Origin of the sequence: Streptomyces sp. NPDC018045, from assembly GCF_044327445.1 — a bacterium.
Classification (GTDB): Bacteria; Actinomycetota; Actinomycetes; order Streptomycetales; family Streptomycetaceae; genus Streptomyces.
Window position 1 is genome coordinate 45385 of sequence record NZ_JBIRFL010000003.1, and the last position, 13210, is coordinate 58594.

Consider the following 13210-nt stretch of genomic DNA (forward strand, 5'->3'; position numbering starts at 1 on the left):
ATGAACTTTGCCACCTGGCTCACGGGCCAGACTCACCGCAGCGACGCCACAGGCCGTGTGGCTCTGGCGCTGACCAATCACCTAGCAACGGGGTGGACGCCGCACTCCGGCAGCGTGGATGAGATCCGCACGCTAGCCCCCGCCCTGGGCCTGGAGGCGGCGGACGTGGACGTGGCGGACGCCCGCTACCGCGTCGGCCACATGGCTGACCTGTTCCAAGAGGAACGACACGAACTGACCGGGAGCCGAAGGTGATCTGCTCCCCACAGAGGTGGGGCATGCCCCCTCCGCCCCGGCCAGCGCACCGAAGCGTGACGGCTTCCAGTGCCGGGGAGTCCTGCGGGACACGGGGGCGCGGTGCACGGCACCAGCCACGGAGGTGGACCACATCGTCCCGGGTGATGACCACGACGTGGCGAACCTTCAGGCTCTGTGTCGTTGGCATCACGCGCGGAAGTCCAGCGCGGAGGGCGCGGCGGCACGTCGGCGGCGCCCGTCCCGGCGGAGGCCGGAGCGTCGGCATCCGGGCGACCTGGCGTGAGTGATCACGCTGTGTCGTCCGCCGGCCTCACGGTCCGTGATCGCAATCCGAAGCCCGCGGCGCCTGGCATGTCCGTTTCGCCCTGGGGGGTGACCCCCTTCGGCCGGGTCGGAAGACCGAAGCGTGATAGCGGGCCGCTGGCTGTACGGGTTCCAAGGTCCGCCAAAGACCGCCGACCACGCACCAACTGGCCTGTGACCAGTGGGTACGTCGGATCGGCGGCTTCCCGTAAGGGCCCGTAACCGGGGTTTCGGCGCTCCGAGTCCCTTCGATCCGAAGGCTTGCCCCCGGCCGGCGTGAGGTGCCCGGACGGCCGGACGCCTTGGCGTTACTGGGCTCCCGCTCCCCTTCGTTTCCATGGCCCCGCGCCTGCCCTTCGCTGGGCAGGTGCGGGGCCTTTCCCGTGTCCTGGGCGGGGTCCGCGTCGTACGCTCGGAGCATGAGCACTGCGGGGCAGAGGGTAAAAGAAGTCCGCAAGCGTCGCGGGCTGTCACAGCGTGAGTTAGCGGACGCGTCGGGAGTCTCCCTCTCGGCCATCCGGAAACTCGAACAGGGCGAGCGGGAGACGGCCCGTCTGGAGACACTGCGCAAGCTCGCACACGCGCTGAGGGTGCCGACGATGCGCCTGGCCGGTGAACCGAACCCGGAGGATGCCAGTGCGGACACAGTGGATCGTTGGGCGGCCGTTCGGGATGCCCTGGAGCGTCCCCCCGTCGCCCCAGGGCTGGACGACGAGCCGCCGACGGTCAGCGGGGTACGTGGCGCCCTGAAGGATTCGGCGCCCCTATTCTCCGGCGATCAGTACACGGCACTATCGGTGCTGCTGCCGCCCCTGCTGCGGGACGCTGACGCGCTGGGCTCAGAGGGCCGTGCGGTCCGGGTACGGCTATTGCAGCTCGCTGGGTGGCTCATGGTCCAGACCCGCCAGTTCAAAGCCGCCGAGACGGCGCTAGACCGCGCCCTCGACGACTCGGCGGATCGCATGGAGGGTGCGGCCACGGTCAACACGCTGTGCTGGTTGCTGCTACGTCAGGGCGAGTTGGGCAAGGCGTATGACCTGGCCGTGAAGTGGGCCGACGAGACCGAGCCCCGGATGTCCCGGGCGACCCCGGCGGAGCTGAGTACGTGGGGCTGGATGCTGCTACGCGTGTCCGCTGCGGCCGTGCGGAACTCGCAGCCTGGCGACGCCGAGGACGCGTTGAAGTTCGCCACAGCGGCAGCCGTGGCGCTGGGGCGTGAGCACGCCCCGAATAATGACTTCCTTCGCACGTTCGGGCCGACCACGGTCAAGCTCAAGGCCGCCGAGAACGCCAGCGTGACCGACCGGCCTGACATGGTGCTCCGTATCGCCGAACGCGTGCCCGTCTTCAGCCTCAAGCCCACGTCTAACAACCGAAACCGCCACTTGCTGGACGTGGCCGACGCGTACGCCAAGACCGGCGACTATGCAGAGGCGTTCGGCAAGCTGGAACAGATCCGCTCCGACAGCCCGGAATGGCTACCGAACCAGCGCTATGCCCGTGACATCCTCGGCCGGGTGATCCGGGGGCGGCGGACGTTGACGACGGACATGCGGGCCATGGCTGACGTCGTGGGGCTGCCGCTCTAAAGGCTTGTGGTACTTCCCGCTGGCGGGTCTCCAAAGTGCCACAGACAACTGAGAGTTGCCGTTCCTAGCGTGGAATGTCATCGGACCACGCGAGGGGACGGCGATGCATCATGGCCCACGACTGGACCCCCACCACGGGCACATACGCGGTGGACACAACGAACGATCGGATCGGCGAGGTACGCAGACTCCTCGAAGGGTCCGCGTACCTCGTTCCTCCGGGTGGCGGTGCGGAGTGGGCAGTCCGGCCGGACCAGTTACGCAAGCCCACCGACGAGGAGCACGCGCGGGCGCGGGTCTGGACTCGCCCCGTCGGGAGCTGGTCGTGAGCCGGGCCTACTTCGCGCCGCGACGCAGCTACTCGGAACCGTTGGTGGAACTGCCGTTGCCGGACCTATGGCCCGTGCCGGTGGAAGGCTGCCCGGTATGCGCGCACGCTGCGAGCTGGCGGACGGCGTACGAGACGGGCAACGGCGCGCCCAACGGCTACGTGGACCGGTCGGCGGCAGCCGATTGCAACGTGGAGATCCGCAACCACCCCCACGAGCGGCGCATGGTGGCGTTGCCGATCGGTCCCCCGGTGGTGCGGCCGTGAGCACCCGCAGCGTGATCCGCGCCGTGAAGCACGCCATCGGCACACATCCGCAAAGCGAGGTCACCGTGACGGCGCAGTGCCTGAGCGGCGGATGTTCGTGGACGCTGGCGGCGACCACCGACCTGAAGGCGGCCGACCTGGCGATGATGGCGCACACAGGCCGCGCGGGGCACCCGACGTTCGCCCGTACCTACGAGGACGTGGCGCTCGTGCGCCGTCTGGAGCTGAACGAGGGACGGGCGGCGATCCCGCCGCTTCCGTCCGAAGGGCCGCAACAGGAACGCACGGCCCGCTAGCCCCCGCCCCTCTCGCGGTGGCCTGACGGCGCGCAACACCGTGTTCCCCCACGCCGCGCAACCCGCTTGAGGGGCGGGCAATCTCTCATCCACAGTCGCAAGGAGGCGGCGATGAGCCCTGCCCGGAACCGACTGAAATTCGCATGGCTGGAGGTCACGGGATTCTGCAACGAGTTCTGTGATCACTGCTACGCGGACTCGTCCCCGAAGGGGACGCACGGCACGATGACCCTCCAGGACTGGAAACGCACCATTGACCAGCTCGCGGCCCTGGGCGCGCTGGACGTGCAGTTCATCGGCGGAGAACCGACGCTCTATCCGCACCTGTCGAGCCTGATCCGGCACGCCCACGGGGCGGGCCTGTCCGTGGAAGTCTTCTCCAACCTCGCCCACGTTCGCGATCACCTGTGGGCGACCTTCACGGACTGCGGGGTCAAGCTCGCCGCGTCGTACTACTCCGACACGCCGGACGACCACGACAAGGTGACCAACCTCCGGGGATCACACCGCCGGACCCGAAGGAACATCCAAAAGGCGCTCAGCCTCGGTATCCCAGTGCGCGGTGGCGTGGTCGCTGTCCGCCAGGAGCAGCGCGTCCAGGAAGCGGCCAAGGACCTTATGAACCTTGGCGTGGGCACGGTCGGAGGTGACCGGGCCCGGGCGTTCGGACGGGCCAGCCGAGGGGCCGCACCGACGATCGCCGACCTGTGCGGGCACTGCGGTCACGAGAAGTGCGCTATCAGTCCGACCGGTGATGTGTGGCCGTGCGTGCTGGGCCGGTTCCTGACCATGGGCAACGTGCGGGAAACGCCACTCGCCGACATCTGGGGCGGCGCACGGATGGCCGCCGTAACGGCCGGCATTACCGCCGTACACGGCGAGGGGGCACAGTCCTGTACACCCCCGCAGTTCCTGCCCATGTGCGGCCCGTGCACGCCCTGCGTCCCCTCTGTGGGGCACTGCGATCCGCAGGAGGCAGACGCGGCGGCGAAGGCCGCTACGATCGCCGCACCCGCGTAACTCAGAGGACCGCAGGAGCGCACGTATGGATGATCACGGAGACGACTTCGGCCGGTGGTTTCAGGAAGGACAGACGGGCGCTCATCGGTCCGAGGACCAGTGGCTGACGATCGCCCGGTGCGTGCGACACGCGGCGAACAAGGTAAGTCCGGCCCTCCCGCTCTGTCTGCCAGGTGAGCCCCAGGAGTGCGGCCGAAGTGCGCAACAGCACGTGCTGGCGTGGGCGGCATACCTCAAGGCGGCGGCCCACCACCTCATCGAGGAGGCGGCGCCGTCTGAGGCGCGAGCAGCGCACGTCGCGGGCCCTCTGTACCAGCGGCAGCTAGCCCAGCTCCGGGCCCAGGGCGCTCCCGTACACGCCCAGTCGTAACCCGGGCCCCGGCCCCGCCCGTGCGCTCCCTCGTGGCGTGCGGGCGGGGTCCTGTGCTCCTCCCAGCGTCCTCCAGACCAAGCGACAATGGCTGTGTGCTGGAAATGACGCGAGAGACGTTCGAAGAGTTGGTGTCCGACGCGCTGGACACCATCCCGCCGGAGCTGACACGGGTCATGGACAACGTGGCCGTTTTCGTGGAGGACGAGCCTCCAGCCGAGGCCCCCGACCTCCTGGGGCTGTACGAGGGCACGCCGCTGACCGACCGGGGTGAGTGGTACGCGGGTGTACTGCCTGACCGGATCACGATTTACATGGGGCCTACTCTCCGCATGTGCGGGGACCGGGATGAAGTGGTTCACGAGGTGGCCACGACGGTCGTTCACGAGGTGGCGCACCACTTCGGCATCGATGACGAACGGCTCCACGCACTGGGCTGGGGCTAGCTGCAAACCTTGCGGCATCACCCGATCAGGCGAAGATCACCCAGAGAGGTGTACGACGGGGTATCGTGCACGACGGTCACCTCGGTCTCCGCCACCACGTCCTCGCGGGTGTCGCACATCCGCAGGGTCGGGTTGCGGTAGACGGTGATCCGGTCGGGCAGCACACCCGCGTACCACTCGCCGCGGTCGGTCAGCGGCGTCCCCTCGTACAGCCCCAGGAGATCGGGGTCCTCGGCCGGTGGTTCGTCCTCGACGAACACCGCCACGTTGTCCATCAGCCGTGTCAGCTCCGGCGGGATCCGGTCCAGCGCCTCGGCCACCAGTTCCTCGAACTCCTCGCGCGTCATCTCCAGCACACCACCCATTGTCCGCCACGCCGCCGTACGGCAGCGGTGCCGCGCGAGATCGCCGACGGCCGGCACCGGGGGCCGCTTTCCGGGCATGACGGGCGCGGCGCCCGGGCATGCGTGCCCAATGGCCCGTGTCGCGCCGCCCGGGGGCTCCTCCCCCGGCTCTCCCGTGCTCCGGCTGCTCCGCGCCTCGCTCGCCCGGGTGCGGGGCCTGCCCGCCGCCGTCCTCCGCGACTACCGCTCCCACCACACCGCCCCCACCAGCACCCTCACCCACACCCCGCACCCGTATGCCCGGGGCCTCGGGCTGCTCGCCGTCACCCTGCTCGGCGCCTGGCTGGGTCTGCTGATCGTCGGCAGCGTCCACACCCCCGTGGGGCCGGTGGACACGAACATGACACTGCGCCCGTCGTTCTCCGGCGGCACGAAGATCAACGTCTCGCCACTGGGCGCCCTGGAGCTGCGCAGCCACTACGCGCCGATACGCCTGGACGTGGACGTCGACCGGCTGGACCCCGTACGGGCCCAGGCCCTGGTCGACCACCCGGAACGGTTCGCCGGCCTCCAGGAACAGGTCACCCGCGACGTCCTCGGCGGCACCGGCACCCTCGCCTTCCGCTCCTGCGTCGCGGTGGTCTCCGGCGCCACCGCGCTGGGCCTGGCCGTCTACCGGCGGCCCCGCCGCGCGCTGGCCGCGGGCGGGCTGGCGCTCGTCCTGCTGGCCTCGTCGGGCGCCGCCGCGTACGCCACCTGGAACCCGAAGTCCGTCCTGGAGCCGAAGTTCTCCGGGCTGCTGTCCTCGGCGCCCTCGGTGGTCGGCAACGCCCGCAACATCGTCAGCGAGTTCGACGTCTACCAGCGGGAGTTGGCGCGCCTGGTGACGAACGTGACCAAGCTGTACGAAGCCACCTCGACCCTGCCCGCCTACGCGCCCGACCCCACCACGATCCGCGTGCTGCACGTCTCCGACATCCACCTCAACCCGGCGGCCTGGCAGATCATCAAGTCGCTGGTGAAGCAGTACAAGATCGACGTGATCATCGACACCGGCGACACCATGGACCACGGCTCGGCCGCCGAGAACGCCTTCCTGGACCCGGTCGCCACGCTCGGCGCGCCGTACGTCTGGGTGCGCGGCAACCACGACTCCGCCACGACGCAGAAGTACCTCCAGAGCCGCGAGAACGCCACGGTCCTCGACGACGGGCGGGCGGTCACCGTCGGCGGGCTGCGGATCGCGGGGGTCGGCGACCCGCAGTTCACACCGGACCGCTCGGTCGTCGCGGAGGGGGACTTCTCCGAGCGCACGGCCGGCGGCAAACTGGCCGACTCGCTCCGTACGCAGCGGCTCGCGGGCACGCCCGTGGACATCGCGCTGGCCCACAACCCGGTGGCGGCGGGCGAGGCCGACGGCCTGGTCCCGCTGGCCCTGGCCGGCCATGTCCACCACCGCGAGAACAGCGTGCTCCCCCAGGGCACCCGGCTGATGATCGAAGGCTCCACGGGCGGCGGCGGGCTGCGCGCGGTGCAGGGCAGGAAACCCGCTCCGGTGCAGGCGTCCGTCCTCTACCTGGACCGTGAGACCCGGCGCCTCCAGGCGTGGGACGAGATCACCCTCGGCGGGCTGGGACTGTCGAAGGCCGAGGTCAGCCGCCACCTGCCGCAGGAGAACCGGCCGGGGGCCACCCCGTCCCCGGACACCCGCTCCCCCGGAACCTCCTCGGCCCCGCCCGGCTCGCCCTCCCCGGGCACCCCGTAGGCCCGCGGGGCGGCCGGGGAGCACGGGCGGCACCGGCCCCGGCCGCCCGCCGGTCACCCTGCCGAACACCTCCGCCGCCGGGCTCGAACAAACCGTTTTGGCGAACGGTCCCTGCATCCCATATGCTTCTCACGTCCCCGACGGCGCCCTACAAGGCACCAAGGCGGGCCATCAGCCCTCATCGTCTAGTGGCCCAGGACGCCGCCCTTTCAAGGCGGTAGCACGGGTTCGAATCCCGTTGGGGGCACGCATTACCGTGTGCGAGACTAGGTACGCCTGATCTCGCACAGTGCAAGGTCCTGTGGAGCAGTTTGGAGTGCTCGCCACCCTGTCAAGGTGGAGGCCGCGGGTTCAAATCCCGTCAGGACCGCTGTGGCTGGGTAGCTCAGTTGGTACGAGCGATCGCCTGAAAAGCGATAGGTCGCCGGTTCGACCCCGGCCCCAGCCACCAGCAGTGGAAAGAGGCCCCGATCTTCGGATCGGGGCCTCTTTCGTTCGTTGCCCTTCGTTTCCTTTCGCTTCCTATCGCTTCCTTTCGCTGTCCTTCGCCCGTATGGCGGACGCCGGGGCCGGCCCCTCGCGGGCCGGCCCCGCGTACGTCAGGCGCCCGGCGCGCCCGGAGCGCTCGCCCGGTGCGCCCCCGAAGTGAGCGCCCCCACCTCGCGCCCGCCCGGGTGCCGGTGCCGCCACGTCCAGAAGACCGCGCACGAGACCAGCGCCCAGCCGGCCAGCACCAGGAACGGGAAGAGGTGCTGCGAGCCGCCGAAGTAGACGGCCGTGTGCTGCGCGTTGATCGAGGCGCCCGGCGGCAGCCAGCGGCCGATGTGCCCGAGGACGGACGGCAGCAGCGGCCAGGAGACCGCGCCGCCCGAGGACGGATTGCCCAGCAGCACCATCAGGCCCCACGTCGGGATCATCGCCCAGCGCCCGATCAGGGTGTTGAACATCGTGAAGACCATGCCGGACGCGAACATCGTGAGCGCCAGGATCAGCCAGGACTCCACGAACGGCAGGTCCAGCGCGCCCAGCAGCCAGTCCACGACCGCGGCGATCGCGAAGGCGCCGAGCAGCGCGTACAGCGCGGTGAAGGCGATCCGCTCCAGCGGATTGAGCCCGCGCGCGTGCACGCTCAACTGGATCGCGCCGACGAAGCCGATGATCACCGCGGCGAGCGAGATGTAGAAGAGGGCGAGCCCGCGCGGGTCGCCCTCCTGGAGCGGCTTGAGGTCCTTGACCTCGACCGGTACGCCGACCGCCCGGCCCACCTCGGGGCCCGCCTGTTCGAGCACCTGCGCGACCTGGGCACCCGCCGCCCCGGCCACGTCCAGCTCCATGCTCTTGTCCCGCACCCGCAGGATCGCGAAGACCTCCTGCTCCTCGATGCCCTTCTCGGCGGCGGCGTACGAGTCGTACGCATGGAGCTGGAGGGAGGCGTTCAGGGCCTTCTCCATGCCGCCGACGAAGGCCTTGCCGTGCGGGGAGTCCGGCGGACCGACGACGGCGGTCGGGATGTGCCGCGGGGTCGGGTTGGCCATGGTGTAGGTGTACGAGCCCGCGAAGAGACCGGCGGCGATGGCGAGGATGAAGACCAGCACGGTGGCGGGCAGGAACGGCGACTTCTTGAAGGCGGCCCATCTCTCGGCCTTGCTGGGAGGCCGTCCGTGGGCGCCGTGCGGCTGGGGGAGGTCACCGTGCTGATCAGACATATGGCCACGCTAAAGCACCCAACCCGGACATTCTCCTGCTGGTCGGCCCACTGTGCGAGGGAACAGCGAGGAGGGCGGCGGGCGCGCCCACCGGGCGGCCCGGGACGCGCCGGCGACCCCGTCCGTACGGGCGCCGCGTCCCCTCCCGTCCGCGCACCGCCCGCAATTCGTTCGCCACCGTATTCGCGGAGGTGAGATCCTGGGGTTCGTATGTCCAGTCAGCCTGCCTCCGCCCGGCCCGACGGTGCCGCCCCCGCCCTGCCCGCTCTCCTGGAGCGGCTGCCCGAGCTGATGCTGCGCGACCAGCAGCGGCTGGGGCGCCGGCTCGACGGCGCGCGCCGGATCCGCAAGCCCGAGGCCCGCGCGGCCGTGCTCACCGAGATCGTCGCCGGGATCGAGGAGGCGGAGCTGCGGGTCGAGCAGCGCCGCGCCGCGGTGCCCGCGATCACGTATCCGGAGCAGTTGCCAGTCAGCCAGAAGAAGGACGAGATCCTCGAAGCGATCCGCGACCACCAGGTCGTGATCGTCGCGGGTGAGACCGGGTCCGGCAAGACGACCCAGATCCCCAAGATCTGCCTGGAGCTGGGCCGCGGCGTACGCGGGCTGATCGGGCACACCCAGCCGCGCCGGATCGCCGCCCGCACGGTCGCCGAGCGGGTCGCCGAGGAACTGAGAACCCCGCTGGGCGAGGCGGTCGGCTGGAAGGTCCGCTTCACCGACCAGGTCGGCCCGGACACCCTCGTCAAGCTGATGACGGACGGCATCCTCCTCGCGGAGATCCAGACCGACCGCGAGCTGCGCCAGTACGACACGATCATCATCGACGAGGCCCACGAACGCAGCCTCAACATCGACTTCATCCTCGGGTACCTGGCCCAGTTGCTGCCCCGGCGGCCGGACCTGAAGGTCGTCATCACCTCCGCGACCATCGACCCGGAACGGTTCGCCCGGCACTTCGGCTCCTTCGCCTCCGTACCGGCGGCCGGCGCCGGAGGCGGGGACGAGCCCGCCGGCGCGCCGATCGTCGAGGTCTCCGGCCGTACGTACCCGGTCGAGGTCCGCTACCGCCCGCTCCTGGAGGAGGGCGGCAGCGACAGCGACCGCGACCAGATCACCGCGATCTGCGACGCCGTGGACGAGCTGCGCGGCGAGGGCCCCGGCGACATCCTGGTCTTCCTCTCCGGCGAGCGGGAGATCCGCGACACCGCGGACGCGCTCAACAAGAAGAATCTGCCGCAGACCGAGGTGCTGCCGCTGTACGCGCGCCTGTCGCACGCCGAGCAGCACCGCGTCTTCCAGCGCCACACCGGCCGCCGGATCGTGCTCGCGACCAACGTCGCGGAGACCTCGCTGACCGTCCCGGGCATCCGGTACGTCATCGACCCCGGCATGGCCCGGATCTCCCGCTACAGTTACCGCACCAAGGTCCAGCGGCTGCCGATCGAGCCGGTCTCGCAGGCCAGCGCCAACCAGCGCAAGGGCCGCTGCGGCCGGACCAGCGACGGCATCTGCATCCGGCTGTACTCGGAGGAGGACTTCCTCACCCGGCCGGAGTTCACCGACGCCGAGATCCTGCGCACGAACCTGGCCTCCGTCATCCTGCAGATGACCGCGGCCGGCCTCGGCGACATCGAGAAGTTCCCGTTCATCGACCCGCCGGACCGCCGCAACATCAAGGACGGCGTCGACCTGCTGCACGAGCTGGGCGCGCTCGACCCCCAGCAGAAGGACCCCAAGAAGCGGCTCACCCCGATGGGGCGCAAGCTGTCCCAGTTGCCGGTGGACCCGCGGCTGGCCCGGATGGTGCTGGAGGCCGACCGCAACGGGTGCGTACGCGAAGTCATGGTGATCGCGGCGGCGCTGTCCATCCAGGACCCGCGTGAGCGGCCCGCCGACAAGCAGCAGCAGGCCGACCAGCAGCACGCCCGGTTCAAGGACGAGACCAGCGACTTCCTGGCGTATCTGAACCTGTGGCGGTACGTCCGCGAGCAGCAGAAGGCGCTGTCGTCCTCGGCGTTCCGCCGCATGTGCCGGAGCGAGTTCCTGAACTATCTGCGCATACGCGAGTGGCAGGACATCTACTCGCAGCTCCGGACGGTCGCCAAGACGATGGGCGTCCACCTGAGCGAGCAGGACGCGGCGCCCGCACCCATCCACACCTCCCTGCTGTCCGGTTTGCTTTCGCACATCGGGCTGAAGGACACGGACGCCAAGAACGAGTACCTCGGCGCCCGCAGCGCGAAGTTCGCGCTCTTCCCCGGCTCGGCGCTCTTCAAGAAGCCGCCGCGCTGGGTCATGTCGGCGGAGCTGGTCGAAACGTCCCGCCTGTGGGCACGGGTGAACGCGCGGATCGAGCCCGAGTGGATCGAGCCGCTGGCCCAGCACCTGGTGAAGCGGACGTACAGCGAGCCGCACTGGGAACAGAAGATGGCCGCGGTGATGGCGTACGAGCGGGTGACGCTGTACGGCGTGCCGATCGTCGCCCAGCGGAAGGTGAACTACGGACGGATCGACCCGGAGACCTCCCGGGACCTGTTCATCCGCAACGCCCTGGTCGAGGGCGACTGGCGCACCCACCACCAGTTCTTCCACGACAACCGCACCCTGCTCGGCGAGGTCGAGGAGCTGGAGCACCGCGCCCGGCGGCGCGACATCCTCGTGGACGACGAGACGCTCTTCGACTTCTACGACCAGCGGCTGCCCGAAGACATCGTGTCCGGAGCCCACTTCGACTCCTGGTGGAAGAAGAAGCGCCATGACGAGCCGGAGTTGCTCAACTTCGAGCACTCGATGCTCATCAACGAGTCCGCCGAGGCCGTCACCAAGGACGACTACCCGGACTCGTGGCGGCAGGGGAAGCTGAAGTTCCGTGTGACGTACCAGTTCGAGCCGGGCGCGGACGCGGACGGCGTGACCGTCCACATCCCCCTCCAGGTGCTCAATCAGGTCTCTTCCGAAGGCTTCGACTGGCAGATCCCGGGCCTGCGCGAACAACTGGTGACCGAACTGATCCGTTCGCTGCCCAAACCGATCCGTCGCAACTACGTGCCGGCGCCGAACTTCGCCGCCCGCTTCCTGGACTCGACCGTGCCCCTCCAGGGCGCGCTCACCACGTCCCTGGCGGCCGGGCTCCAGCGGATGGTCGGCGTCCCGGTCGACCCGGCCGACTTCGACGTGGCCAAGGTCCCGGACCATCTGAAGATCACCTTCCGGGTGATCGACGAGCGCCGCCGCAAGCTGGCCGAGGCCAAGGACCTCGAAGCGCTGCGCCTCAAGCTCAAGCCGAAGACGCAGGCGGCCCTCAGCAAGGCCTTCGCGCAGGCCGCCGAGCGGCCCGCCAGGAGCGGCGGCAGCGGTGCGTCCGGGGGCGGCGGTGCGCCGGCCGGCCTGGAACAGCGCACCGGCCTGACGTCCTGGACGCTCGGCACGCTGCCGCGCACGTTCGAGACCCGGCGCGGGGGCCAGCCACTGAAGGCGTACCCGGCGCTGGTGGACGAGGGCACGAGCGTGGCCGTACGCCTCTTCGACACCGAGGCGGAGCAGCAGACGGCGATGTGGGCGGGGACCCGCCGTTTGATCTTGTTGAATATTCCGAGCAACCCAGCCAAGTTCGCGCAGGGCAAGCTCACCAATCAACAGAAGCTGGCACTGTCGGCGAACCCCCACGGTTCCATACAGGCCCTCTTCGAGGACTGTGTGACCGCCGCCACCGACCGGCTGATCGCCGCGCACGGCGGCCCGGCCTGGGACGAGGAGTCCTTCCGCAAGCTCTTCGACGCGGTCCGGGCCGACCTGGTGGACGCGACGATGAAGACGGTCCAGCAGGTGCGCGAGGTACTGGCGGCCTGGCAGGCGTGCGAGCGCCGCCTCAAGGCCACCACCTTCCCCTCCCTGCTCCCGTCCCTCACCGACATCAAGGAACAACTGGCCGGCCTCATCAAGCCCGGCTTCGTGACCGCGCACGGCACGAAGCGCCTGCCGGACCTCATGCGCTACCTGGTCGCCGTGGACCGCCGCCTCCAGCAGCTCCCCAACAACGCCGAGCGGGACCGCTCCCGTATGGCGAAGGTCAAGGAGATGCAGGACGAGTACGCCTGGCTGCTGGAGCAGTACCCGCAGGGGCGGCCGGTGCCGGCCGAGGCCCGGGAGATCCGCTGGATGATCGAGGAGCTGCGGGTGAGCTACTTCGCGCACGCGCTCGGCACGGCGTACCCGGTCTCCGACAAGCGGATCGTCAAGGCCGTGGACGCGGCGGTGCCCAAGGCGTGACCGGTCCCGGGGCCCGTCCCGGCGGCCCTCCGGGACCGAGTTCGACCGCACCCCCTGACCTGCTGTAGAGTCTTGCTTCGCAGCACCGCGCAAGCGGAAGCCGCACCAAGGTCCTGTGGAGCAGTTTGGAGTGCTCGCCACCCTGTCAAGGTGGAGGCCGCGGGTTCAAATCCCGTCAGGACCGCATTGTTCGGCCCGTATCCCCCTGGGATGCGGGCCGTTTGCGTGGGGGCGCGCCACGAGGGCAGG

The 13210-nt window shown here is 70.0% G+C and carries 10 protein-coding genes and 4 tRNA genes; 12 read left to right on the forward strand and 2 right to left on the reverse strand.

Annotation, left to right across the window (positions count from 1 at the left end; all coding sequences use genetic code 11):
• Positions 1-114 precede the first annotated feature (114 nt).
• From ACH4EB_RS07765 to ACH4EB_RS07790, 6 genes are all read left to right on the forward strand, one after another.
• Positions 115-255 (forward strand): hypothetical protein, encoded by a 141-nt coding sequence (locus ACH4EB_RS07765; RefSeq protein ID WP_398346497.1) that lies wholly within the window; start codon positions 115-117, stop codon positions 253-255.
• A gap of 725 nt (positions 256-980) precedes the next feature.
• Positions 981-2150 (forward strand): helix-turn-helix domain-containing protein, encoded by a 1170-nt coding sequence (locus ACH4EB_RS07770; RefSeq protein WP_398346498.1) that lies wholly within the window; start codon positions 981-983, stop codon positions 2148-2150.
• Positions 2151-2475: 325 nt separating this feature from the next.
• Positions 2476-2745, forward strand: coding sequence for a hypothetical protein (locus ACH4EB_RS07775; RefSeq protein WP_398346499.1), 270 nt, complete (start codon positions 2476-2478; stop codon positions 2743-2745).
• Complete coding sequence (locus ACH4EB_RS07780) at positions 2742-3041, forward strand: hypothetical protein (RefSeq protein ID WP_398346500.1); 300 nt, start codon at positions 2742-2744, stop codon at positions 3039-3041. The genes ACH4EB_RS07775 and ACH4EB_RS07780 overlap by 4 nt, the downstream gene beginning before the upstream one ends.
• Before the next feature lie 111 nt (positions 3042-3152).
• Positions 3153-4061, forward strand: a complete 909-nt coding sequence (locus tag ACH4EB_RS07785; protein ID WP_398346501.1) for a radical SAM protein — start codon at positions 3153-3155, stop codon at positions 4059-4061.
• Between the two features lie 465 nt (positions 4062-4526).
• Entirely contained in the window at positions 4527-4877 is a 351-nt protein-coding gene (locus ACH4EB_RS07790; RefSeq protein WP_398346502.1) for a metallopeptidase family protein, read from the forward strand.
• 17 nt (positions 4878-4894) lie between these two features.
• On the opposite strand, the gene ACH4EB_RS07795 is transcribed toward ACH4EB_RS07790, so the two are convergent.
• Positions 4895-5233 (reverse strand): metallopeptidase family protein, encoded by a 339-nt coding sequence (locus ACH4EB_RS07795; RefSeq protein WP_398346503.1) that lies wholly within the window; start codon positions 5231-5233, stop codon positions 4895-4897.
• 118 nt (positions 5234-5351) lie between these two features.
• On the opposite strand from ACH4EB_RS07795, the gene ACH4EB_RS07800 reads away from it, so the two are divergent.
• The 4 genes from ACH4EB_RS07800 to ACH4EB_RS07815 all read left to right on the forward strand — a co-directional run bounded on the left by ACH4EB_RS07800 (position 5352) and on the right by ACH4EB_RS07815 (position 7437).
• Positions 5352-6986: a metallophosphoesterase gene (locus tag ACH4EB_RS07800; RefSeq protein ID WP_398346505.1), complete on the forward strand. Its 1635-nt coding sequence runs from the start codon at positions 5352-5354 to the stop codon at positions 6984-6986.
• A 174-nt stretch (positions 6987-7160) separates the two neighbouring features.
• Positions 7161-7233, forward strand: a tRNA-Glu gene (locus tag ACH4EB_RS07805).
• Positions 7234-7281: 48 nt separating this feature from the next.
• A tRNA-Asp gene (locus ACH4EB_RS07810) sits at positions 7282-7356 on the forward strand.
• Positions 7357-7360: 4 nt separating this feature from the next.
• A tRNA-Phe gene (locus ACH4EB_RS07815) sits at positions 7361-7437 on the forward strand.
• A gap of 148 nt (positions 7438-7585) precedes the next feature.
• On the opposite strand, the gene ACH4EB_RS07820 is transcribed toward ACH4EB_RS07815, so the two are convergent.
• Positions 7586-8692 (reverse strand): ABC transporter permease, encoded by a 1107-nt coding sequence (locus ACH4EB_RS07820; RefSeq protein WP_398346506.1) that lies wholly within the window; start codon positions 8690-8692, stop codon positions 7586-7588.
• Between the two features lie 210 nt (positions 8693-8902).
• On the opposite strand from ACH4EB_RS07820, the gene hrpA reads away from it, so the two are divergent.
• Together hrpA and ACH4EB_RS07830 are read left to right on the forward strand one after the other, a co-directional pair.
• A complete protein-coding gene (gene hrpA / locus ACH4EB_RS07825) occupies positions 8903-12961 on the forward strand; it encodes an ATP-dependent RNA helicase HrpA (protein ID WP_398346507.1) in 4059 nt (1352 codons plus the stop codon).
• A gap of 109 nt (positions 12962-13070) precedes the next feature.
• Positions 13071-13145 (forward strand) — tRNA-Asp (locus ACH4EB_RS07830).
• Positions 13146-13210 lie beyond the last annotated feature (65 nt).